The following is a 23,024-nucleotide window of genomic DNA, read 5'->3' as shown; positions in this document are numbered from 1 at the left end:
CATGAACGCCGACGCCCTGCTCCAGGTGCTGCGCGACGAGTTCGTGCTGGCCGCGCCCGAGGTGGATGCGGCGCTGATGCAATGGCTCAGCAACCCCGACGACCCGGGCCCGGCCGCCGAGGCGGCCACCCTCTTCGACCGCCTCGCCCAGGCCAGCCGCGTGGTGGGCCTGGAGGGGGCCGCGATCGTGCTCGATCTGCTGCGCGACGGCATCAGCGTGTTCGCCACGCTCGAACCCACCGCCCGCCAGGACGCGCTGGGCTGGCTGGCGCAGTGGCAGCCGCCCCTGCAGGCCTACTTCGACGCACCCAGCCACGAAGCGGCCACCGATGCGCTGATCGGCTTCCTGGCCAGCGGACCGGTTGCGCCGGCGCCCGACCAGCTGGCCCTGCTGCGTGAACTGCTGCGCGAGCCGCCGGCCGTGCCCGAGCATCTGCTCGAAGACAGCACCACGCGGGCCGCAGCCATTGATGTCCCGGCCACGGACCCCGGCGACGACGTGTCGCTGGACGTGCCCGAGGACGTGGACGCCGCGCTGTACGACGTCTTTCTTGACGACGCCCCGGCCCAGGTGGCGGCCCTGGCCGAGGCGGTGCATGCGCTGGCCGCCGGGCGCATCGACATCAGCACCCTGCACGAGGCGCGCCGTGTGGCGCACACCTTCAAGGGCAGCGGCAACATCATCGGCATCCGAGGCATCGGCCGCCTGGCCCACCGCATCGAGGACGTGCTCGACCACGCCGTCGAGCGCGAGGGGCGCATCCCTGCGGCGCTGGCACGCGACCTCGAACAGGCGGTGGCCTGCCTGGACCAGATGATCTATGCGCTGCGCGGCGAGGAAGACCCGCCGCGCGACGCCGCGGGCTGGCTGGCCCGCCTGGGCGAGTGGGTGCGTGCCATCCGGGAGGGCCGCGCCGAGACCCTGGCCGTGGACACCCTCCCCGCAGCGCTGGCGGCCGAGCCGGCGCCGCGTGCCCTGCCCGAGGCCCGACCCGAGGCCCGGGCGGCCACGCCATCGCAAGCGCCCGAGGGCTCGGCCGAAGAGCCCGCACGCGCCACGCTGCGCATCGCCGTCGATCGGCTGGACCGGCTGGTGCGCCGTGCCGGCCAGGCCCTGGTCCATCAGGGCCGCGCCGAGGAGATGGTGCGCCAGGTGGAAGACCGCCTCGGCCAGATCGAACTGGCCAACCGCGCCCTGCAGGACCGCCTGCGCGACCTGGAACTGGCCGTGGACCGCCAGGGCCACGACCTGCAGTCGCGCGCCCAGGCCGAAGGGGGGCTCTTCGACAGCCTGGAGCTGGACCGCTACAACGAACTGCAATCGCTCGTGCGCTTCACCGCCGAGATGATCGCTGACGAGGCCGAGCACGCGAAGGCGGCGCGCGCTCAGGTGCAGACGGCCGTGCAGGCCTTGCGCAAGCAAGGGCACGAGCTCGTCGAGCAGCACCGCGAACTAATCGGTGCGCGGCTGGTGCCGGCTCGCCAGGTGATCTCACGCCTGAAACGCAACGTCGCCCAGACCGCGCGCGCCACGCACAAGGAGGTGGACCTGCACATCGAAGGCGAGCAGATGCTGCTCGACACCGATGTGCTGGACCGCCTCACCGAGCCGCTGCTGCACCTGCTGCGCAATGCGGTGGACCACGGCATCGAGCCGCCCGAGGAACGCCAACGGGCCGGCAAGCCGCCACAGGGCACCGTGCGCCTGAGCTTCGAGCGCGACAGCCGCACGGTCACCGTGGTCTGTGCCGACGATGGCCGGGGCCTGGACCTGCCCACCATCCATGCCCGCGCCATCGAGCTGGAGCTGCTGCAGCGGGACGACCCCATCACCGAGGCCGAGCTGGCCCGCCTCATCCTGCTGCCCGGTTTTTCCACCCGCACCGAAGTCACCGAGATCTCGGGCCGCGGGGTTGGACTGGATGTGGTGGCTGATCGCCTGCGCGCCATGAAGGGCCGCATCGACATCGACAGCCGGGCCGGCCAGGGCAGCCGTTTCACCTTGACCGTGCCAGCCACCACCGGACTGCAACATGCGCTGATGGTGGACGTCGCGGGGCACACCTACGCCCTGCCCAGCGAGGGCGTCGTGCTCGCGCTGGCCGCTGGTCAGGGCCAGCTGGCCATGACACCGCAGGGCCTGGTGTTCCGCTACGCCGGACAGAGCTACCGCTACCAGAAGCTCGGCCCCTGGCTGGGCCTGCCCGCGGGCGAGTCGGGCGGCGAAGCCCGACCCGTGGTGCTGGCCCGCGTGGGCAGCGGTGAGATCGCACTCGAGGTGGACCGCATCCTCGACTCGCGCGAGCTCATCCTGCAGGACATCGGCCGCTACCTGCGCCGCGTGCGCGGCGTGGCGGGCGGCGCCTTTCGCGCCGACGGCAAGCTGCTCTTCCTGCTCGACCTCGAAGCGCTGGAGCAGGCCTATGCCTCGCCGGTGCGCCTGGCCGCGGCCGAACGGCTGCGCCGGCGCATGCAGGTCGAGCGCAAGCACGTGCTGGTGGTGGATGACGCCATCTCGGTGCGCAAGACGCTGGCCCAGTTGCTGGGCGATGCGGGCTACGACGTCACCACCGCCCGCGACGGCTTCGACGCGCTCGACGCACTGATCCGACGCCAGGCCGACGTGGTGCTCACCGACCTGGAGATGCCCAACCTCAACGGGCTGGAGCTCACCCGCCGTCTGCGTGAGTCGCGCCTGTGGAAGACGCTGCCCGTGGTGATGCTCACCTCGCGCGCCACCCACAAGCACCTGCGCAGCGCCGAGGAAGCCGGCGTGGACGTCTTCCTCACCAAGCCCTACGAGGACGGCGAATTGCTCGCCGAAGTGCGCCGGCTGGCCTTCGGGGAAGACTGAGCGCCGCCACTGCGCGAGGGCCCCAGCGCCGCCAGCAACGCCGCCGTCACGATCAGCGCGCCGCCGAGCAGCGTGCGCGCCGCCAGCGTCTCGCCCGCGATCAGCACCGACGACAGGGCGGCAAACACCACCTCGGTGAGCATGATCACCGCCGTCACATTGGCCGGCAGGCGCGATGCGCCATGCTGATACGCCAGGTTGCCCGCGAGGAACAGGCTGGCTGCCAGCACCAGCACGGCCAGCCAGTCGGCCCGCGGTGCCGGCGGCCACGGCACCATGGCCCCGGCCCCCAGCGGCCCCAGCATCAGGGCCAGCAGGCCTGACACGCCCACACAGCCCAGCAGCATGGCCAGCGCCCGGCCCTCGTCGCGGGTGACCGGGGCCAGCCGGCGCACCAGCACGCTGTTGCAGGCAAAGGCAAACCCGCCGAGCACGCCCAGCCAGTCGGCCAGGCTGCGCGGCAGGGGCCAGGCCCATCCCTCGGGCTGCAGCACGATGGCCGCGCCCGCCAGGGCGAGCGCCACACGCAGCAGCACGCCCGGTCCGAGGCGTTCACCCAGCCACAGCCGCGCCAGCAGCGCCGTCCACACCGGCATCAGGTAGAACAGCAGCACCACGCGCACCACCTCGCCGATGCTCACCCCCCAGTTGAAGGAGGCGTTCACCACACCCGAGGCCAGCGCCATCGTCCACAGCACCGGCATCTCCCGCAGCTGCCGCAGGGCCTGCGGCCGCCACAGGACGATGAGCGCGCAGCCGATGAGGAACAGTCCCACGTTGGCCCACAGCGGGTGCAGCCCCATGTCGAGCAAGGTGCGCATCGGCCACCAGGACAGCCCCCACACAGCAGCGTTGAACAACAGGGCCAGGGCGGGGCCGAAGGAGAGTCGCAAGGCAGACATCCGACGATTGTCCCTGAGCCAGACTATGATCGCTGCACATCAGAAGCTTCCGGGGAGCGTTGTCCGATGGCCCTCCGCCAATCCGAGGTGACTCTGAGGCGTGTCCTCATCCTGGCCAATTTGCTCGTGCTGGCCCTGCTGAGCGCTGTCATTGCCCTGCAGGCCCGCACTGACCGGGCCCGGGTGGTCGAACGGGCCTATCTCGACGCCGAGAATCTCGCGGACGCGCTGGCCGAACATACGCGCCAGACCCTGGCCGCGCTGGACCTCGGGCTGACCTCCGCCGTCGAGACCATGGGCCTGCTGCAGGCCACGAGCGGTGCGCGCCTGCACGAAGTGCTGGCCGACCGCCAGTCCAGTTCGGCCGGCACCTATGCCTATTTCGTGCTGGACGCGCAGGGCCGGCTGGTCGCGAGTTCGCGCACGCCGCAGCCCGAGCGGGCGGATCTGTCGGACACGGCCGAGTTCCGCGTCCATCGCGAACGCAAGGACGTCGGTCTGTACCTCGGTGCGCCACGCCTGGGCCGCATTGGATATGCGCAAGGCCGCTGGATCGTCAATGCCTCGCGGCGCATGGAGACCCCCGACGGACAGTTCGCCGGCGTGGTGGCCGCCGTCGTGTCGCTGGACCATCTTCGCCGCTTCTACGACAAGCTGAGGCTGGGCGAACAGGGGGTTGCGGGTCTGTTCAGCGCCGAGGGTGTGCTCATCGCGCGCAGTCCCTGGGTCGAGCGCTTTCTGGGCCGGGACTTCAGCGATCAGCCCGTGTACCGGGAACACCTGTCGCGTCAGGCCCAGGGGCGACTGTCAGGCGCCTACGTCACCGACGGCGTGGAGCGCCTGTCGGCCTTCCGCCGGGTCGGTGACTCGACGGCGCTCGTGTACGTCGGCCTGGGCCGCGACGAGGTGTTGCAGCCCTGGCGGGAACGGCTGGCCTTCCAGGTGGCTATCGGCGCACTGGTCGTGTCCCTCTTCTTTGGGGCTTCGATCCTCGCGCACGGCCACTTCACCCGGCGAGACGCCTGGGCCCGGCAGCACTCGGCCCGCCTGCAGCAGATCGCCGAGGCCTGCGCCCACCTGGTGCGGGTCACCACGGTCGAGCAACTCCTGCAGCAAGTCGCCGACGCTGCGCGCACCGTCATCGGCGCGCGGCGAGCGCAGGCCAGCGTCCAGGACGACGACGATCCCGCCCTCCGGGTCACGGCGTCCAGCCCCGCCGGGCAGAGCCCCAGCCCCGACATCCTCGCGTCCGGTCATGGCCTGAACGTGCCGCTGATCTGCCGCTCAGGCCGCATCCTGGGCCAGCTCCATCTCGCCGACAAGGACAGCGGGCCGTTTTCCGACGACGACCGCCACGAGCTTCTTCAACTGGCCAGCGTGGCCGGAGCCGCCCTGGAGAATCTGCTCTCAGCACGAGCACGCGAGGCCGCGCTGGCGCAGGCGCGGGCAACGCAGGCGCGCATCGAGACCATCCTGTCGTCCATCTCCGATGCAGTCTATGCCCTCGATGCCGACTGGCGTTTCGTCTACCTGAACGACGAGGCCGAGCGCCTGCTGCAGCGCCGCCGCACGGAACTGCTCGGCCGGGATGTCTGGGAGGCTTTTCCCGAGGCGCGCGAGACCGTTCTTTATGCCGAGTACCAGCGTGCCCGCACCCACAAGGTCGTGGTCAGCTTCGAGTTCTTCTATCCCCCGCTGGACACCTGGTTCTCCGTGCGAGCCTTCCCCCACGACGAGGGCCTGACCGTCTACTTCCAGGACATCACCCAGCGCGTCGAAACCGAAGCGCGGTTGCGCCAGGCCCAGAAGATGGATGCCCTGGGCCAGCTCACGGGCGGTGTGGCCCATGACTTCAACAACCTCCTCACCGCCATCCTGGGCGCCGCCGATGCCCTGGACGAGCAGGTGAGCGATCAACCGGGGGGGGGCGCGCCCAGGTCGAGATGATCCGCCAGGCGGGCGAGCGGGCCGCCGCGCTGACACACCGGCTGCTGGCCTTTGCGCGCAAGCAACCGCTCGACCCGCGCCAGACCCAGATCAACGAGCTGCTGGCCGACTTCGAGCCGCTGCTGCGGCGCACCCTGGGCGAACACATCGACATCGAGCTCGTCCGCGGCAGCGGCCTGTGGAAAGCCCTGGTCGATCCCAACGAGTTGCAGAACGCCATCCTGAATCTGGCCATCAACGCCCGCGACGCCATGACGAATGGCGGGCGACTGACCATCGAGACGGCCAACATGTCGATCGCGCGCGACTACGCCGAGGTCCACGGTGTCCAGCCGGGACAGTACGTGCTCGTGGCCGTCTCCGACACCGGACCGGGCATGCCGCCCGAAGTCGTGGCGCGGGCTTTCGACCCCTTCTTCACGACCAAGCCCGCCGGGCAGGGGTCAGGCCTGGGGCTGTCGATGGTCTACGGTTTTGCCCGCCAGTCGGGCGGCCATGTGAAGATCTACAGCGAGCCTGGCCACGGCACCACGGTCAAGCTCTACCTGCCACGCGCCGATGCCGCCACGGAGGCCGACTACCGGCGCGTGGAGCGCACGCCGCTGTCCCCGGGCCACGAACACGTGCTGCTGGTCGAAGACGACGACCTCGTCCGCCTGGTGGCGGTGGCCAGCCTGGAAAAGCTCGGTTATCGAGCCACCGTCTGCAGCAACGGACAGGAAGCCCTGGAGCAGCTCAGGGCCGGCCCCCACTTCGACCTGCTGCTCACGGACGTCGTCCTGGCCGGAGGTGTGTCGGGCAAGGAGGTGGCTGCTGCGGCCGCCCAGCTGCGGCCCGGCCTGAAGGTCCTGTTCATGTCGGGCTACACCGAAAACGCCATCGTCCACCATGGCCGCCTGGATCGGGGCGTGCACCTGCTGAGCAAGCCCTTCCGCATCGACGAGCTCGGCCGCAAGCTGCGCGAGGTGCTCGACGGCTGATCAGTGCCGGTCGCTGCGCGCGATCTCGAGCAGGTGCTCGACCTCCTCGGCGTGATGACGCAGGTTGTGCGCATGCCAGCGCCCGATCACCCACATCGTGCCAGCCACCACGAGACCGAAGGCCGTGATCGCCCCGAACGCCGACAGGCCCAGCTTGGTCATGGCCGCGTAGAAGCCCCCCAGCCCCAGGATGCAGGCCTGCTCGTTGAAGTTCTGCACCGCGATGGAGCGGCCCGCTCCCATCAGGTTGTGCCCGCGGTGCTGCAGCAAGGCGTTCATCGGCACCACCAGAAAACCGCCCAAGCCACCCAGCAGGATGAGGAAGGGCGCAGCCACCCAGACGTTGTCGATGAAGTTCATGCCGATCACCAGCACGCCCATCGCTATGCCCAGCGGAATGACACGTGTGGCCAGGTCCAGTCGCATGTAGATCGAGGCCACGACAGCCCCCACCGCCGTGCCCACGGCCACCACGCCCACCAGGGACGACGCCTGGGTGGTGGTGTAGCCCAGGGCCGCCGCCGCCCAGGCCAGCACGATGTAGCGCAGATTGCCCGAGACGCCCCAGAACAAGGTGGTGGTGGACAGCGAGATCTGGCCCAGCCGGTCACGCCAGAGCCGCCGGTTGCAAGTGCGGAAATCGCGCACCATCTCCAGCGGAGAAGCCGGCATGGGCTGCAAGGTGGCGCTGGTGCGCGGAATGAAAAGGTTGAAGATCGCAGCGATGGCGTAGAGCCAGATGATGGCGCCGATGGCCGCCTGGGGCGCAGTGGTGATGCCGGTGTCCACCCCCGGCAGCAGGTCGATGGAGAGCAGCCACGGGCCCAGCACCGGCCCGACCAGCTGGCCGCCCAGCAGCACGCCCAGGATGATGGAGCCGATCGTCAGCCCTTCGATCCAGCCGTTCGCCTTGACCAGCTGCGAAGGCGGCAGCAACTCGGTGAGGATGCCGTACTTGGCCGGCGAATAGGCGGCCGCTCCCAGACCCACGATGGCAAAGGACATCAGCGGGTGCGTGCCGAACAGCATCATCAGGCAGCCCGCCACCTTGATGCTGTTCGAGACGAACATCACCTTGCCCTTGGGAAGAAAGTCGGCGAACGCGCCGACGAAAGGTGCCAGCACCACGTAGAACAGCGCGAACATCGGCACCAGGGCGGCGCGCTGCCACTCTTCCGTGCCGGACAGGATGAGCAGTTCCACCGCCGCGACGAACAAGGCGTTGTCGGCCAGCGAGCTGAAGAACTGCGCCGACATGATGGTGTAGAAGCCTTTTTTCATTCGCTGACTGCTCGCTGCACGCCGGCTTCCGGGCTGCGTGACATCCTTGTCTCCAGGCAAAGGCACCTGACTCCGGATATCGGCGCGGCCGGCCCGGGTCTGAAGCGCTCGGGTTTATAGCATGCGGCCCTGACCCCGTTGCGGCGGGTTCCACCGAACAACCCTCGCCTGGGGGCCCGTCGGCCCGCATCCGATGCGGTGGCTGCGCTGGCAGAATCGACGTGTTCCCGTCCTCTTGCCGCGGCCATGCCCCGTCCCATCCAAGCCCTCATCCACCCCGACGCCCTGGCCCGCAACCTGCAACGCGCCCGCGCAGCCGCCCCAGACGCCAAGGTCTGGGCCATTGTGAAGGCCAATGCCTACGGCCACGGCATCGAACGCGCCTATGCCGGGCTGCAAGGCGCCGACGGCTTTGCGCTGCTGGACATCGCCGAAGCCGAGCGCGTGCGCGCCCTGGGCTGGCGCGGCCCCATCCTGCTGCTGGAGGGCTGCTTCGAAGCCCGCGACCTGGAAGCCTGCTCGCGCCTGAACCTGTGGCATGTGGTGCACACCGAGCAGCAGATCGATTGGCTCGCCACGCACAAGACCACCTGGCCGCACCGCGTCTTCCTGAAGTTCAACTCCGGCATGAACCGCCTGGGCTTCAAGCGCGACGCCTTCCGCACCGCCTGGATGCGCCTGAGCGGCCTCACGCAGGTGGACGAGATCTCACTGATGACGCATTTCGCCGACGCCGACAGCGACCGCGGCATCGTTCACCAGCTGGCCGCCTTCGAGGAAGCCACCGACGGTCTGCCCGGCGAACGCTCGCTCAGCAACAGCGCCGCCACCTTGCGTCATGCCGGCGACCACCCCGAAGTGCGCGCCGACTGGGTGCGCCCCGGCATCATGGTCTACGGCTCCGCGCCCGACTTTCCGGCCCACGCCCCGCGCCACTGGGGCCTGCTGCCCGGCATGACGCTGCGCTCCGAAATCATCGCCACCCAGTCCCTGGAGGCTGGCGACACGGTGGGCTACGGCAGCACCTTCACCGCCCCCCACGCCATGCGCATCGGCGTGGTGGCCTGCGGCTACGCTGACGGCTACCCCCGGCACTGCGGCACCGGCACCCCCGTGCTGGTCGACGGCGTGCCCACCCGGCTGGTGGGCCGCGTGTCCATGGACATGATCACCGTGGACCTCACCCCGGTGGAACAGGCCGGCCGCAACGCCGGCATCGGCGCCGACGTCACGCTCTGGGGGCAGGGCCCCCACGGCAGCCTCCTGCCCATCGACGAAGTGGCGATGGCCGCCAACACCGTGGCCTACGAACTGATGTGCGCACTGGCCCCCCGTGTGCCGGTGGCCGTGCGGGATCTGTGGCCGCAGACCCCATAGTCGGCACGTTCTGGCATGACCCCGATGGCATGGGTGCTGGGCGTGCTCACGAGCCCTTTGTGGCTGGGCTGGCTCTACCTGCCTTGGCGCCAGTGGCGTGACCACGCCTCTGGTCGCTGGCATCCTCGTCCCCTGGCTCGGGTCACCGCTCTGGCCCTGCTGCTGTGGGTCATTCTCCTGTGGCGTGCGCCGCCCGAGCTGGCACTTCAAGCCGTGCAGGCCACTGCCACTTCATCCGCCGCGTGGCGCGCCCTGCCGGCAACAAGCTTCTTGATCCTGGGCCCGGTGTGGGGCATGGTCTGGGTGTGCTGCCCTGAGGCCCTGCGCGACACCCTGGGCGATCTCACCGGCAGCAGACCATGGCCCATCGCTTGGCTTCAAGCGATGGGATGGGGCCTGATGGCCATGGGCGCCGCGGTCTACGGCGTCATGCAGCTGGCCTCCATCTGACGGCAACACCTTCTCTGAGAGTGACCGCAATTCGTCAGCGTGATCGCCGAATCTCCTCGAGCGCCTGGAAGAAATCAAAGGGTGTCTGAACTTCCGGCAGGGCTTCCAGGCGCCTGCGCACGCCCTCAGGCAGATGACGATACGCCGTCGCCTCCCGCTCGATGCGTCGCCAAGCCTCACTGAACAACCGGGCTTCGATGTTGATCGCCGTATCCTGGAGTGCGGTCCCCTGGCGAGCCGCCACGGCGCGGTAGGTGTTCAAATCGATCAGGAGTTGTCCCTTGGCTGGCGCCTCGCATGCTTCCACCGCCCGTTCCGCCAGCACATACAACGCGATTTCCAGTTCTTCGGGGGTCAACTCAAACCGCCGGAGCGCCTCCACCGAAACAGAGCGCCGCTGCATGCTGGTGCATTGTGCGGTGCGCGCCTCCAGGGCTCGGTACGATTGCTCGAAACGTTGCGCCGCCAGTTCCACTGCAGAGTTCGCGAGCGCCTGCGCCGCCGCCAAGCCCAGAAGCGTCGCCACGATGAGGCGCGCCAGTGCAAGGATCGTCGCTCCTGCCATGACTAGGGCTCCACGGGGCAGCCTTGCACGACACCCCGTGCAAACTCCCGCCAGAAAGCCGACTCCTGCCCCTGCGTGTCCAGGGCCGCCATTCGTGCAATCCTCAGAATGACGGCCCGCTCGATTTTTGGCGAATGGAGTGGAGAGCTTCCTGGCTTTTGGGCCCGAAACGGACCCCTGTGACGGTCTGACATGTCATGCGCTTCCTCCTTGATCGATTGCTTCGTTGGTAACCTGTCCGATCGTTGTCCGTTGTGGCTGAGACGACAGTAAGCCGTTGAAACACAGACTCATGAGCTCACCCACAACATCAGCGCATACACCGCCGTGCCCAGCAGCGTAGGCGCTGCCAGCCCGCCGCGCAGGCGCTGGAGAAGGATCACGGCGGCCAGGGCCACGGCGGTGGGCAGGGTCCGGGTCGCGCCGGTGGACAGCCACAGCAGGGGAAAGAGCGAGGCCACCAGCAAGGCCGCGATGGCGGCCGGGCCGATGGCCGAGGACCAGCGGCGAATGAACTGGGAGCGCTGCGCGCTGTGCCGCAGTCCCCACCAGAACGGCAGGGCACGCAGGGCGAAGGTCCCCAGGCCACAGGCCAGCACGGTCAGCAGCAGCGTCCAGCCCGCCTCACTCATGGTCGTCCCCCGCCTGCAGCAGCTGGAAGGCCGCGCCGGCCAGCATGCCCGCGGGAATGGCCACGTGGGCCGGCCCCAGCGCCAGCCCCAGCAGCGTGACCCCCGCCGCCCCCCACAGGGCCGCAGCGCGGCCGCGCACCCCCATCTGCAGCAGCAGCGACAGGAACAGCGCCGGCAGCACGAACTGCAGCGCCTCGCGCAGCAAGGGAACCCGATCGACCAGCTGCGCGCCCGTCTCGGCCCCCAGCCAGGTCCCGGCGATCCAGGCCCCATAGGCCCCGGCCTGCAGGCCCGCCAGCCAGCCCGCGCGTTGCTCGGGAGCCAGGCTGGGCAGGCGCGCTGCCGCACAGGCAAACACTTCATCGGTCAGACCGAAAGCCAGCGTGGAGGGCACCCGGGCTGGCCGGGCCTGCGCCAGCTGCTCGGCCACCACGCGGCCGTAGAGCAGGTGGCGGGCATTGAGCAGCCAGATGGTGGGCACCACCGCCAGCGGCCCGCCCCCCGCCGCCACCAGGGACACCAGCACAAACTGGCTCGCCCCGGCAAAGACGATGGCCGAGATGGCCACCGCCCATTCGGCGTTCAGCCCCATCTGCACGGCCGCCAGGCCGAAGGAGAAGGCCACCGGCACGTAGCCCGCCGCAATGGCGAGGCTGTCGCCCAGACCACGCCACACGAGAGAGTTCATGCGCCGCCCGGTTTGCTGAAGGTGAAGACATGGGTGCCGCCGCCCCAGTCGTCGCTGCCCGTGGTGGCAAACACCCGACGGTGGCGGCGCAGTTCCAGGCCGGCCAGCGCCGCCAGGCCGGCAAAGCGCCGGGGGAAGGTCTTGCGCTCGACCTCGTAGTCGAAACCGGCCACCATGGCCTGCAGCTCCAGCCAGTAAAAGCGCACGAAGGCCCCGATCTCATGGACCGGGCGCTCACGCACGCCGGACTCGCACAGGCGCGCATACAGGTGGCGGCACAGGCTCACCGCCTGGGTAGACTTGCCCTCGGTGGCGGCCACCATCGCCATGGTGATGGAGCGGCGGAAATCACGGTAGAGCTTCAGGTCCAGCCCGCCATCGGATGCCGTTGGTTCACCCACCCAGGCCATGCTGGCCAGCAGGTAGGCGCTGTGGTGCCGCACCAGCGCCAGGTTGCGTTCGTCCACGCTGCCGAACTCGGGCAGGAATTCGTCGGCCACCACCAGCAGCCCCCCCGGCTGCAGCAGCCGCATCGCCTTTTGCAGCATGAAGGCGGTGTTGAAGTGGTGCGAGGCGCCGAAGGAGGTGATCAGCGGGGTCGCGCCGCTGGGCAGGTCGAGTTCGAGGAAACCCCCGTGATGCAGTTCGATGCCTTCGACCCCCTGGGCGTTGCGCTGCAGGCAGGCAAAGGCCTCCTCGTCGGGCTCCACGGCCAGGAAGCGGCAGCCCGGGTGCAGTTCGTGCAGCATCAGCAGTGGCAGGCCCGGCCCCGTGCCCACGTCGATGGCCTGCAGGGATGGCTGGGGCCCGGCGAAACGGGCAATGTCCTGGGCCGCCGCCACCACCTGGCGGGCATAGGCCGGGTGCAGCAGCTCGAAGGCGTCGTACTGCTCGACGTCGATGCGGCTGGAAAACGGCCCCTCGCGCCCACTGCGGCGCGCCGACACGGGGGCGGGGCGCACGTGGTGCAACTGGCGCGGCATGCTCATGCGCCCCCGTTGCAGCAGCACCTCGGCGGCCAGGCCGTTCAGCACCCAGCTCTGGCCGTCCAGGTGCCCCTGGATGTCGGCCACCTCCTGGGGCTTGAGTTCGATGAAGGGCGACTCGGCCAGCCGTGCCAGCCGGGTCGCGGCGGCAGGCAGGACGGCATCGCTCCACGCGGCAGGGGCCTGATCGGGTTCGATGAAGGCCCCGGGCAGCGGCATGGGCACCACGCCGACATAGGGCCCCTGGGCGTCGTCCTCCACCACCGACAGCACGGGCCAGCGCCAGGGGCCGGCGGTGGCTTCCTGCAGCATCTGGCGCAGCGTGACCAGCCCGTCACGCCCGTTGAGTGGCTCGCCGCGCAGGCGCAGGATGCGGGCGCCCAGGCCGTTGGACACCTCCAGCAGGGCACGCTCCATCACGCTGCGCACGCCCTCCCAGGCGCCCGGGGCCTGGGGCCATTCCAGGTAGAGCGTGGAGGCACTCGCCGAATAGGTCTTGGGCGGGTACTCGATCACCACCATGGCCCGCCCCCCCTGTTCGGTGGCCGCGTAGACGTGCGGCACGTGGGCGTCGAAGGCATGGGTGTCGCCGGCGCGCACCATGCGCGGCCGGTCGGCCTGCCCCACCAGCATCGCGCCCGACAGCACGGTGATGCGCTCCTTCACCCCCTCCGGATGCGGGGCCGAGTCCTTGCGGCAGCCTGGCAGCAGTTCGATCAGGTAGACCTCGATCTCGGGATCGTCCGTCGATTTTTCGATCAATCGAACGATCACGCCTTTCCCGGACAGTTCTCCGCCGTCGCTCAGTTCCTCGTTGACCAGATGGCCAAAGGGCACGCCCAGGGCGTTGGCCACGGCCCAGAGGGTCTCGATCGTGGGGTTGCCCTCGCCGTTCTCCAGCTGGGACAGCGTCGACTTCGCCACCCCGCTGCGTTCCGACAGGCCTGCCAGGGTGAGCCCGCGCTGATCCCGGAAGCGCAGCAGGTTCCTGCCGATGGCTGAGACGGTGCTCACGGGCTCCTCCCTGAGAGATGTTGGTTTCCGTTCATTATAACGAACGCATCATTCGTTTCGGCGGAATGCGCCAGAACGTGCTTTCATGGCACGATGACGCCCCACGCTGGGAGTGCGCTCACATGTCCATCGTCCTGTTCATCGCCGGCCTCATTGCCCTGGTGGCAGGGGCCGAAGGCCTGGTGCGCGGCGCCTCGCGGCTGTCGCTGTCGTGGGGCATCTCGCCACTGGTGGTGGGGCTGACCATCGTGGCCTTCGGCACCAGCGCGCCGGAGATGGCGGTTTCCGTCGGCGCAGCCGCCAGCGGCACCACCGACCTGGCCGTGGGCAACGTCGTGGGCAGCAACATCTTCAACGTGCTGTTCATCCTGGGCCTTGCCGCCTTGATCGCACCGCTGGCCGTGCATGTGCAGGTGATCCGCCAGGAAGTCCCGATCATGCTGGCCGCCGGGCTGGTGCTGGTGGTCATGGCGCTGGACAGCCGCATCTCGGTGGCCGAAGCCGCCCTGCTGCTGGCACTGATGGTCGGTTACACGGTCTTTCTCATCGTCCAGGCCCGTCGTGCGCCCCCCCAGGAGCAGAGCGACTTTGCGCCGGACGTGCCCACCAGCCGATGGGACCGGCACTGGAGCGTGCAACTCCTGTTGGTGCTGGCCGGTCTGGCGCTGCTGGTGCTGGGCTCGCGCTGGCTCGTCGAGGCGGCCACCGCTTTCGCCACCGCACTGGGTGTGAGCGAACTCATCATCGGGCTGACCATCGTGGCCGCAGGCACATCGCTGCCGGAGGTGGCTGCCTCCGTCACCGCCTCGCTGCGCGGCCAGCGCGACATTGCCGTGGGCAACGTGGTGGGCAGCAACCTCTTCAACATCCTCGGCTGCCTGGGCCTGGCCGGCGTGGTGGCACCCGGCGGGCTGCCCATCGCCGAATCCGTGCTGAACTTCGACCTGTGGGTGATGATGGCCACCCTGCTGGCCTGCCTGCCCATCTTCATGACCGGCCGCGAGATCGCGCGCTGGGAGGGTGGTGTGCTGCTGGCCTACTACATTGCCTACGTGACCTACCTCATCCTCGCGGCACAGCATCATGCCGCCCTGGCCGCCTATTCCACCGTGATGATGAGCTTCGTGCTCCCCTTGACCATCGTCACCCTGGCGGTGATGGTGGTCCACCGCAAACCCCACTGACGCGAGCGCATGGACCTGCCCAGCCACCAACTCTCGATGACCGTGCTGATGACGCCGGACATGGCCAATTTCTCCGGCAATGTCCACGGTGGCACCATCCTCAAGCTGCTCGACCAGGTGGCCTATGCCTGCGCCAGCCGCTATGCCGGACGCTATGTGGTGACGCTCTCGGTGGACCAGGTGATGTTCCGCCAGCCCATCCACGTGGGCGAACTGGTCACCTTCCTGGCGTCGGTGAACCACACGGGGAACTCCTCGATGGAAATCGGCATCAAGGTGGTGACGGAGAACATCCGCACCCAGGTCGTGCGCCACGCCAACAGCTGCTTCTTCACGATGGTGGCGGTGGACGACGAGGGCCGACCCACGCCGGTGCCCCCGTTCACGCCAGCCACACCCGACGAGAAGCGCCGCTTCGAGGCCGCCTTGCTGCGCAAGCAGTTGCGCCGGGAGCTGGAGCAGCGCCACCTGGGCATCAAGAACGCCTGACAGGAGCTCGCGATGGCATTTCCCTGGCTCGTTGCCTTCAAGGTCATCCCCTGGAAGGATGTCATCGAGGCCACCCCGGCCGTCGTGCGCGGGGCGAAGCAGCTGTGGCACAAGGTGCGTCAGGATGAGGCCGCCCTGGAGGCCGCACAGGCCGCTGCCCAGGGGTCGGTGGGGCCGGACGCAGGCTCGCCCGAGGCCCGCATCGCCCAGCTGGAAAAGCGCGTGGCCGAGATGAGCCAGGAAGCCGTGGCGTCCAGCGAACTGATCCAGGCCCTGGCCCAGCACAACGAACGCCTGGTGGCGGCCGTGGACACCCTGCGCGTGCGCACCCGGGTGCTGATGTGGGTGAGCGCCTTGCTGGCCGGCGGCGTGCTGGCGCTGTTCTTCCTGCGCTGAGAGGGTGCACTGAGGGGCCGCGCCAGGGCCCGGGGCACAATCGCCCCTCATGGCCAAGGACAAGACGATCTACACCTGCCGTGAGTGCGGCGGCACCGCCCCGAAGTGGCTGGGCAAGTGCCCGCACTGCAACGCCTGGAACACGCTCGAGGAAACCTTGGCCGACAGCGCCTCGGGGTCGAAGAACCGCTACCAGTCGCTCGCGCCGGCCGCTCCTGTCACCACGCTGGCCGAGATCGAGGCCAGCGACGTCGAGCGCACGCCCACCGGCCTGGAGGAACTCGACCGCGTGCTGGGTGGCGGCATCGTCGAAGGCGGCGTGGTGCTGATCGGCGGTGACCCGGGCATCGGCAAGTCGACGCTGCTGCTGCAGGCGCTCGATGCCCTGTCTCAGACGCTGCCCACGCTGTATGTGACCGGCGAGGAAAGCGGTGCCCAGGTGGCCTTGCGCGCGCGCCGCCTGGGGCTCGATGCCTCGAAGGTGCGCGTGCAGGCCGAAACCCAGCTCGAGAAGATCCTTGCCACGCTGGCGGCCGAGCAGCCGGCCATCGCGGTGATCGACTCCATCCAGACGCTGTACTCCGAGCAGCTCAGCTCGGCGCCCGGCTCGGTGGCGCAGGTGCGTGAATGCGCCGCCCACCTCACCCGCACCGCCAAGGCCAGCGGCACGGCCATCGTGCTGGTGGGCCATGTCACCAAGGAAGGGGCCCTGGCCGGCCCGCGCGTGCTCGAGCACATGGTGGACACGGTGCTCTATTTCGAGGGCGACACCCACTCCAGCTTCCGCCTCGTGCGTGCCATCAAGAACCGCTTCGGCGCCGTCAACGAGATCGGCGTGTTTGCGATGACCGAGCGCGGCCTCAAGGGCGTGGCCAACCCGAGCGCCATCTTCCTGTCCACGCACAGCGCGCCGGTGGCGGGCTCGTGCGTGCTGGTCACCCTCGAAGGCACGCGGCCGATGCTGGTGGAGGTGCAGGCCCTGGTCGACAGCTCGCCCATCCCCAGCCCGCGGCGACTCTCGGTGGGCCTGGAGCAGAACCGCCTGGCCATGCTGCTGGCGGTGATGCACCGCCACGCCGGCATCGCCTGCTTCGACCAGGATGTCTTCGTCAACGCCGTGGGCGGCGTGCGCATCACCGAACCCGCGGCCGACCTGGCCGTGATGCTGGCCATCCAGAGCTCGCTGCGCGGCAAGGCGCTGCCGCGCGGCTTCCTCACCTTCGGCGAAGTGGGTCTGGCCGGCGAGGTGCGCCCCGCCCCGCGCGGACAGGAGCGGCTGAAGGAGGCCGCCAAGCTGGGGTTTTCGGTGGCCATCGTGCCCAAGGCCAATGCGCCGAAGAAGCCGGTGGAGGGGCTGACGATCCACCCCGTCGAGCGCGTCGAGCAGGCCATCGATCTGGTGCGAACGCTCACTTAAGCCCAGCCCTCGTCTGCGCCGAAGACTCTCCCGCTTGCCCTGCCGGACAAGTCGCAGTAGGGTGGTGCGGCTTTTCGAAAGTGCATTTGTTGCAATGCAACAAACTGCCTAGGATCGCGCGCTTTTGCGACAAGAAGAGGACACAACATGCAACTCATCGTCTCGGCCGGGTTGATCCTGGCCGTCGTGCTGTGGGGGCTGCTGGCACCGGCTTCGCTGGGCGCCTTCTTCAATGAAGCCCTGGGCAGCATCACCCACAACTTCGGCTGGTTCTATCTGTGGGTGGTGCTGGCCTTGGTGGTGCTGGCCATGCTGCTGGCCTTCAGCCGCTACGGCGACCTGAAGCTGGGCGCCGAGGACGACGAGCCCGAGTTCTCGATCGGCGCGTGGTTCGCGATGCTGTTTGCCGCCGGCATGGGCATCGGTCTGGTGTTCTGGGGCGTGGCCGAGCCGATCTCGCATTACACCGCACCGCCCCCGGGCATCGCGCCGGAAACGCCCGAGGCCGCCAATGCGGCCATGCGCTATGCCTTCTTCCACTGGGGCCTGCACCCCTGGGCGGTGTACGCGGTGGTGGGCCTGAGCATCGCCTTCTTCCAGTTCCGCCGCGGGGCACCGGCGCTGGTGAGTGCCTCCACCGACGCCCTGCCCTGGAAGCCGCTGCAGCGGCTGTCGCCCGTGGTGAACGTGCTGGCGGTGGTGGCCACGGCCTTCGGTGTGGCAGCCTCGCTGGGCATCGGTGCGCTGCAGATCAACAGCGGCCTGAACACCGTCTTCGGGCTGCCTGTGGGCCAGGTGGCACAGGTGGCGATCATCGCCGTGGTGACGGCCATCTTCCTGGCCTCGGCCCTGAGCGGCGTGACGCGCGGCATCAAGTGGCTGTCCTCCTTCAACCTCGCGGTGGCAGGCGCGCTCACGCTGCTGGTCTTCGTGCTGGGCCCGACGGTGGCGCTGATCGACACCTTCACCACCACGCTGGGCGCCTACGCGAGCGAGTTCATCCGCATGAGCCTGCGCACCACCCCCTTCCGCGACAGCAGCTGGGTGAGCAGCTGGACGGTCTTCTACTGGGCCTGGTGGGTGAGCTGGTCGCCCTTCGTGGGCCTGTTCATCGCCCGGGTGTCGCGTGGGCGCACGATCCGAGAGTTCGTCATCGGCACGGTGCTCGCCCCCACCCTGGCCGGCTTCGTCTGGTTCTCGGTCTTCGGCGGCACCGCCTTGCACCTGGAGATCTTCCTGGGCGTGCCGGTGGCCGAGGCCGTCCAGGCCGACGTCTCGACCGCCCTGTTCGCGATGTTCGATGCGCTGCCCCTGGGCCTGCTGATGTCGCTGGCTGCGACCGTGCTGGTGCTCGTCTTTTTCGTCACCTCCGGCGACTCGGCCACCCTGGTGCTGGGCATGATGAGCACTCAGGGCAACCCCAACCCGCCGGCCCGGGTCAAGCTGATCTGGGGCGTGCTGGTGGCCGGCATCGCCACCAGCCTGCTGCTCACCGGCGGCGTGCAGGCGGTGCAGACGGCCACCATCGTCTTCGCCCTGCCCTTTGCGGTGGTGATCGTGGGCATGGCGGTGTCGCTGTGGCTGGCCGTGCGCCATGACTGGCGCGAGGAGCAAAAGCGCGAGCGGGCCTTGCGGCAGCGCATGCGGGAGCTGGCGGGCCAGAAGTAGCCGCTGCGGACACTACGCACCAGGGCGGCCGGCGCGGCCGATAGACTTGCCCCCATGAATCCCTGGATCGGCTGGGGCCTGGCGGCCCTGTTCACCCTGCTCGCCTGGCAGCAGTACGGCTGGCAAGGCCTGCTCTTCGCCTTCTCGGCCATCATCTTCTGGCTGCTGCTGCAGTTCAACAAGGCCGTGCGCGTGATGCGCCAGGCCGGCAGTGCGCCGGTGGGCTACATCGACAGCGCGGTGATGCTCAACGCCAAGCTGCAGCAGGGCTGGCCCATGCTGAAGGTGGTGATGATGACGCGCAGCCTGGGCCAGAAGGTGGGCGACGATCCGGAGGCCTACCGCTGGACCGACCCGAGCGGCTCGCACGTGACGCTGGAGCTCAAAGGCGGCAGGCTCGTGCGCTGGACGCTGTGGCGCCCGCAGGACACGGCACAAGACGTCTCGCCGGCCCCGTAAAATCGCGGCTTTACCCCGTTTCCCCAAGGAGCCTTGCATGGGCATGGAAGACCGCGACGGCAAGATCTGGATGGATGGTCAGCTGGTGGACTGGCGCGACGCCAAGATCCATGTGCTGACCCACACGCTGCACTATGGCTGCGGCGCCTTCGAGGGCGTGCGCGCCTACAACACGGTGAACGGCACAGCCATCTTCCGCCTGCGCGAGCACACCGAGCGTCTGTTCAACAGCGCCAAGATCCTGCGCATGAAGATCCCCTACTCCGTGGAGCAGGTGATGGAGGCGCAGCGCGAGGTCGTGCGTGTCAACAAGCTCGAGAGCTGCTACATCCGCCCGCTCACCTGGATCGGCTCGGAAAAGCTGGGCGTGAGCCCCAAGGGCAACACCATCCACCTGATGATCGCCGCCTGGGCCTGGGGCGCCTACCTGGGCGAGGAAGGCCTCAAGCGCGGCATCCGCGTCAAGACCTCCAGCTACACCCGCCACCACGTCAACATCACGATGACGCAGGCCAAGGCGGTGAGCAATTACACCAACTCCATCCTCGCCAACATGGAGGCCACCGAGGACGGCTATGACGAGGCCCTGCTGCTCGACTCGGCCGGCTTCGTCTCCGAAGGCGCGGGCGAGAACCTCTTCATCATCAAGAACGGCGTGCTCTACACACCCGACCTGTCGGCCGGTGCCCTCAACGGCATCACGCGCAACACCATCTTCGCGATCTGCCAGGACCTGGGCCTGAAGCTCGTGGAAAAGCGCATCACCCGCGACGAGGTCTACATCGCCGACGAAGCCTTCTTCACCGGCACGGCCGCCGAGGTGACGCCCATCCGCGAGCTCGACCGCATCGAGATCGGCGGTGGCTCGCGCGGGCCCATCACCGAGAAGATCCAGACGGCCTTCTTCGACATCGTCAACGGCCGCAATCCCAAGTATGCCGAGTGGCTGACCCGGGTCTGAGGTGGCGGTCATGAGCAACAAACCCATCGATGTCGTCGAACTGTCGGCCAAGGACCTGCAGGGCCACGGCGTGGTGTTCTGCCCCAACCCGAAGATGCCCCTGTGGAGCACGCATCCGAAGGTCTACATCGACGTGGCCACCACCGGAGAGGGCAAGTGCCCCTACTGCGGCACGGTCTACCGCCTGAAGGCCGGCGAGAAGGTCCACAGCCATTGACAGCCGTGCTTCGGCCCGCGCCCTGGAGTCACTCGCCATGACGCGGCTGAAGTCCTTCCTGCTCGCCCTGCGCGACATGATCCCGGCCGCGGCCCCCTTCGTGCTGCTGGCCCTGGCGCTCATGGCAGTGGCCTATTGGGCGTTGCAGCCCACCCCGCCCAAGCGCCTGGTGCTGGCCACCGGGACCGAGCAAAGCGCCTACGACGTGCTGGGGGAACGCTACCGCGACGCCCTCGCACCCTTCGGCATCACGGTGGAACTGCGCCGCACGGCCGGCTCGGGAGAGAACCTCGCCCTGCTGCAGCAAGGCGCCGTGGACGTGGCCTTCCTGCAAGGCGGCATCTACCAGGCCCCGCCCGGCGAACCCGACCACGACCCCGGCCTGGTGTCGCTGGGCAGCCTCTTCTTCGAGCCGGTGTGGCTGTTCTACCGCGAGGCTGCGGCGGCCGAGAAGCTCGGGCGCCCGACGCTGGCAGCCCTGAGCGAACTGCGGGGCTGGTCACTGAATGCCGGGGCCGAAGGCAGCGGGGTGAAGCTGCTGTCCGAACGGATTTTCGAACTCAATGGTCTGACCCCGTCAGACCTGCGCCTCAGCCACTTGGCCAACACGCCCGCCGTGGTGGAGCTGCTGGAGGGCCGCATCGACGCGATGGTCTTTGTCTCGGCCCCCGACGCACCGCTGGTGCAGATGCTGCTGCTCACACCGGGCATCCGCCTGTTCAGTTTCGTGCAAGCCGAAGCCTATGCACGCAAGCTGCCCTACCTGTCGGCCGTGACGCTGCCACGCGGTGTGGTGGATCTCGCGCGCGACATGCCCGGCGACGACGTGCGGCTCATTGCCCCCACGGCGACGCTGGCCGCACAGGAGTCCCTGCATCCGGCGCTGGTGCAGCTGATGATGCAGGCTGCCACGCGCATCCATGGCGAGGCCGGCTGGTTCGCCCGGGCCAATGAATTCCCCAACGCCCAGCATGTCGACCTGCCGCTGGCCGCAGAGGCCCAGCGCTACTACCGCAGCGGCACGCCCTGGCTGCAGCGCTACCTGCCCTTCTGGCTGTCGAACCTGATCGACCGCATGTGGGTGGTGCTGGTGTCCATCATCGCGGTGCTGATCCCGCTGTCGCGGCTGGTGCCGCCGCTCTACGAGTTCCGCGTGCGCTCGCGCATCTTCCGCTGGTATGCCCGGCTGCGCGACGTGGAAGACGCGCTGGAGCGCGGCGACACTCCCCCCGACGAACTGCTGGAGGAGCTGAAGGACGTCGAGGACCGTGCCTCCCACATCAGCGTGCCGCTGTCCTACGCCGACGAGCTCTATGCGCTGCGCCAGCACATCGATCTGGTGCGTGCGCGCATCCTGGGTGGCGCGCAGACCGCGGGCTGATCAGATCTTCAGCGGGTCGAGTTCGGCGTAGGCGTGGTTCATCCACAGCTTCAGGCGCTGGCGCTCCATCAGCCCCAGGCTGCTGCCGTCGCCCCCGCTGGTGTTGCGCGCCGCCCAGAAGCTCATGTTGGCGGCATCGATCTTCTGCGCCACCGAATCGTGCAGCTTGCGGATGCTGATCGGCCGGGCACCGAGCGTGATCGCGCGCTCCAGTTCGCCTGAGCTTTCGAGCTGGCTGAAGTCGTCACCGCGCAACTGGTTGAGCACCAGGACGTACTGCAGCCGGCGGCCGAAGCGATCGAGCAAGCGCTTGAGCAGGTCCACCGAATCCTTGCCCGCATCCATCACATGCCAGTAGTGGATGGACAGCTCGGACACATCGGCCAGGTCCAGTACGCCGGATTCGTCCATCCACTTCACCAGCGGCGCATGTGTCTGCGCGGCCAGGTCCACCAGCACACGACGGCCCGGATGATCGATGGCCGACTCGATGATGCTGTCCAGCGCCTCGTAGCGATCGACCATCATCGGCGAGGCATAGCCCCCGTAGAAGCGTGAGAAGGTACCGTGCGAGCGATCGGTGTCGAAGCCGACGAAGGGCAGGTTGTGATCGATGAAGTACTGGGCCAGCAATCGGGACACGAGGGACTTGCCCACGCCCCCCTTTTCGCCACCCACCAAGTGGACCATGGACTTGGGCGCAACCTCGAGGGTCGGGATCTGCGTCATGTGGTGTAGCTCCTTGCGGTGTGAGCCGGTCGGCACCGGGACCCGGGCAGAAGCCCTGGGGGTGCGGGTCTTTTCCGCCGATTGTGCCCGTCCGGCAGCCCCGATGATGCCAGCATGGCCCGCACCATCTTCCTGCACGCCCAGGCCCCCGCCAAGCCGCCGGCTGGCGAGCCCTGCAATGGTTGCGGGGTGTGCTGCGCCGACGAGCCCTGCCCGCTGGGCCAGCTCGTGAGCCGAAGACGCCGGGGGCGCTGTCGCGCGCTGGTGTGGGATGAAGCGCAACACCTCTACCGCTGCGGCATGCTGATGACGCCGACGCGGCACCTGCCTGGGCCGCTGCACGCGCTGGCGCCCTGGCTGGCCGGGCTGACCAGGCGCTGGATTGCCGCCGGGCGCGGTTGCGACTCCAGCGTGCAGGTGACGCCGGGCTGACTCGACAGGGGTGGC

General features: G+C 68.8%; 22 protein-coding genes. 15 read left to right on the top strand and 7 right to left on the bottom strand.

From position 1 onward, the window contains the following. The first annotated feature begins 1 nt into the window (after nucleotide 1). Complete coding sequence (locus C1704_RS07375; RefSeq protein WP_104302092.1) at nucleotides 2–2,854, top strand: hybrid sensor histidine kinase/response regulator; 2,853 nt, start codon at nucleotides 2–4, stop codon at nucleotides 2,852–2,854. On the opposite strand, the gene C1704_RS07370 is transcribed toward C1704_RS07375, so the two are convergent. Further along, nucleotides 2,797–3,756: a DMT family transporter gene (locus tag C1704_RS07370; protein ID WP_104302091.1), complete on the bottom strand. Its 960-nt coding sequence runs from the start codon at nucleotides 3,754–3,756 to the stop codon at nucleotides 2,797–2,799. The genes C1704_RS07375 and C1704_RS07370 overlap by 58 nt on opposite strands. Nucleotides 3,757–3,822: 66 nt before the next feature. Here C1704_RS07370 and C1704_RS07365 point away from each other — a divergent pair, with 66 nt between their 5' ends. Then, nucleotides 3,823–5,703: a cache domain-containing protein gene (locus tag C1704_RS07365; RefSeq protein WP_104302090.1), complete on the top strand. Its 1,881-nt coding sequence runs from the start codon at nucleotides 3,823–3,825 to the stop codon at nucleotides 5,701–5,703. Then, a complete protein-coding gene (locus C1704_RS07360; protein ID WP_104302089.1) occupies nucleotides 5,700–6,683 on the top strand; it encodes an ATP-binding protein in 984 nt (327 codons plus the stop codon). Before C1704_RS07365 ends, C1704_RS07360 begins: the two co-directional genes overlap by 4 nt. Here C1704_RS07360 and lplT read toward each other — a convergent pair whose 3' ends face one another. Continuing rightward, on the bottom strand, nucleotides 6,684–7,964 hold the full coding sequence (gene lplT, locus C1704_RS07355; RefSeq protein ID WP_104302088.1) for a lysophospholipid transporter LplT: 1,281 nt from the start codon (nucleotides 7,962–7,964) through the stop codon (nucleotides 6,684–6,686). It lies immediately after the preceding gene. A gap of 246 nt (nucleotides 7,965–8,210) precedes the next feature. Between lplT and alr the strand changes: the two genes are divergently transcribed. After that, nucleotides 8,211–9,341 carry an alanine racemase gene (gene alr, locus C1704_RS07350; protein ID WP_104302087.1) on the top strand — a complete coding sequence of 377 codons (1,131 nt, stop codon included), beginning with the start codon at nucleotides 8,211–8,213 and terminating at the stop codon, nucleotides 9,339–9,341. A 15-nt stretch (nucleotides 9,342–9,356) separates the two neighbouring features. Then, complete coding sequence (locus C1704_RS07345; RefSeq protein WP_146076048.1) at nucleotides 9,357–9,791, top strand: hypothetical protein; 435 nt, start codon at nucleotides 9,357–9,359, stop codon at nucleotides 9,789–9,791. 34 nt (nucleotides 9,792–9,825) lie between these two features. Here the strand turns inward: C1704_RS07345 and C1704_RS07340 are convergent, their stop codons facing one another. The 4 genes from C1704_RS07340 to C1704_RS07325 all read right to left on the bottom strand — a co-directional run bounded on the left by C1704_RS07340 (nucleotide 9,826) and on the right by C1704_RS07325 (nucleotide 13,676). Next, a complete protein-coding gene (locus C1704_RS07340; protein WP_104302085.1) occupies nucleotides 9,826–10,356 on the bottom strand; it encodes a hypothetical protein in 531 nt (176 codons plus the stop codon). Between the two features lie 290 nt (nucleotides 10,357–10,646). After that, the gene (locus tag C1704_RS07335; protein WP_104302084.1) at nucleotides 10,647–10,988 is read right to left on the bottom strand and encodes an AzlD domain-containing protein; all 342 of its coding nucleotides are present in this window, start codon (nucleotides 10,986–10,988) and stop codon (nucleotides 10,647–10,649) included. Further along, nucleotides 10,981–11,676, bottom strand: coding sequence for an AzlC family ABC transporter permease (locus C1704_RS07330; protein WP_104302083.1), 696 nt, complete (start codon nucleotides 11,674–11,676; stop codon nucleotides 10,981–10,983). Before C1704_RS07330 ends, C1704_RS07335 begins: the two co-directional genes overlap by 8 nt. Then, nucleotides 11,673–13,676, bottom strand: a complete 2,004-nt coding sequence (locus C1704_RS07325; protein ID WP_104302082.1) for a helix-turn-helix domain-containing protein — start codon at nucleotides 13,674–13,676, stop codon at nucleotides 11,673–11,675. Before C1704_RS07325 ends, C1704_RS07330 begins: the two co-directional genes overlap by 4 nt. A gap of 122 nt (nucleotides 13,677–13,798) precedes the next feature. On the opposite strand from C1704_RS07325, the gene C1704_RS07320 reads away from it, so the two are divergent. The 9 genes from C1704_RS07320 to C1704_RS07280 all read left to right on the top strand — a co-directional run bounded on the left by C1704_RS07320 (nucleotide 13,799) and on the right by C1704_RS07280 (nucleotide 21,848). Continuing rightward, the gene (locus C1704_RS07320; RefSeq protein ID WP_104302081.1) at nucleotides 13,799–14,860 is read left to right on the top strand and encodes a calcium/sodium antiporter; all 1,062 of its coding nucleotides are present in this window, start codon (nucleotides 13,799–13,801) and stop codon (nucleotides 14,858–14,860) included. A 9-nt stretch (nucleotides 14,861–14,869) separates the two neighbouring features. Beyond that, on the top strand, nucleotides 14,870–15,349 hold the full coding sequence (locus tag C1704_RS07315; RefSeq protein WP_104302080.1) for an acyl-CoA thioesterase: 480 nt from the start codon (nucleotides 14,870–14,872) through the stop codon (nucleotides 15,347–15,349). Between the two features lie 12 nt (nucleotides 15,350–15,361). Then, entirely contained in the window at nucleotides 15,362–15,745 is a 384-nt protein-coding gene (locus tag C1704_RS07310; protein ID WP_104302079.1) for a hypothetical protein, read from the top strand. Between the two features lie 49 nt (nucleotides 15,746–15,794). Beyond that, nucleotides 15,795–17,162, top strand: a complete 1,368-nt coding sequence (radA, locus tag C1704_RS07305; RefSeq protein WP_104302078.1) for a DNA repair protein RadA — start codon at nucleotides 15,795–15,797, stop codon at nucleotides 17,160–17,162. 147 nt (nucleotides 17,163–17,309) lie between these two features. Next, nucleotides 17,310–18,830: a BCCT family transporter gene (locus C1704_RS07300; protein ID WP_104302077.1), complete on the top strand. Its 1,521-nt coding sequence runs from the start codon at nucleotides 17,310–17,312 to the stop codon at nucleotides 18,828–18,830. Between the two features lie 54 nt (nucleotides 18,831–18,884). Continuing rightward, nucleotides 18,885–19,289, top strand: a complete 405-nt coding sequence (locus tag C1704_RS07295) for a hypothetical protein (protein WP_104302076.1) — start codon at nucleotides 18,885–18,887, stop codon at nucleotides 19,287–19,289. A 37-nt stretch (nucleotides 19,290–19,326) separates the two neighbouring features. Beyond that, nucleotides 19,327–20,250 carry a branched-chain amino acid transaminase gene (locus C1704_RS07290; RefSeq protein WP_104302075.1) on the top strand — a complete coding sequence of 308 codons (924 nt, stop codon included), beginning with the start codon at nucleotides 19,327–19,329 and terminating at the stop codon, nucleotides 20,248–20,250. Nucleotides 20,251–20,260: 10 nt separating this feature from the next. Then, complete coding sequence (locus C1704_RS07285) at nucleotides 20,261–20,467, top strand: zinc-finger domain-containing protein (protein ID WP_104302074.1); 207 nt, start codon at nucleotides 20,261–20,263, stop codon at nucleotides 20,465–20,467. A gap of 37 nt (nucleotides 20,468–20,504) precedes the next feature. Next, nucleotides 20,505–21,848 carry a TAXI family TRAP transporter solute-binding subunit gene (locus C1704_RS07280; RefSeq protein WP_104302073.1) on the top strand — a complete coding sequence of 448 codons (1,344 nt, stop codon included), beginning with the start codon at nucleotides 20,505–20,507 and terminating at the stop codon, nucleotides 21,846–21,848. Here the strand turns inward: C1704_RS07280 and C1704_RS07275 are convergent, their stop codons facing one another. After that, nucleotides 21,849–22,577 carry a P-loop NTPase family protein gene (locus C1704_RS07275; protein WP_104302072.1) on the bottom strand — a complete coding sequence of 243 codons (729 nt, stop codon included), beginning with the start codon at nucleotides 22,575–22,577 and terminating at the stop codon, nucleotides 21,849–21,851. Nucleotides 22,578–22,691: 114 nt separating this feature from the next. Here C1704_RS07275 and C1704_RS07270 point away from each other — a divergent pair, with 114 nt between their 5' ends. Continuing rightward, on the top strand, nucleotides 22,692–23,009 hold the full coding sequence (locus C1704_RS07270; RefSeq protein ID WP_104302071.1) for a hypothetical protein: 318 nt from the start codon (nucleotides 22,692–22,694) through the stop codon (nucleotides 23,007–23,009). Nucleotides 23,010–23,024 lie beyond the last annotated feature (15 nt).

This window comes from Caldimonas caldifontis (assembly GCF_002930615.1).
Taxonomy (GTDB): Bacteria; Pseudomonadota; Gammaproteobacteria; order Burkholderiales; family Burkholderiaceae_C; genus Caldimonas; species Caldimonas caldifontis.
Note: the sequence above shows the minus strand (reverse complement) of the source record. Positions and strands in the feature narration are given on the sequence as shown.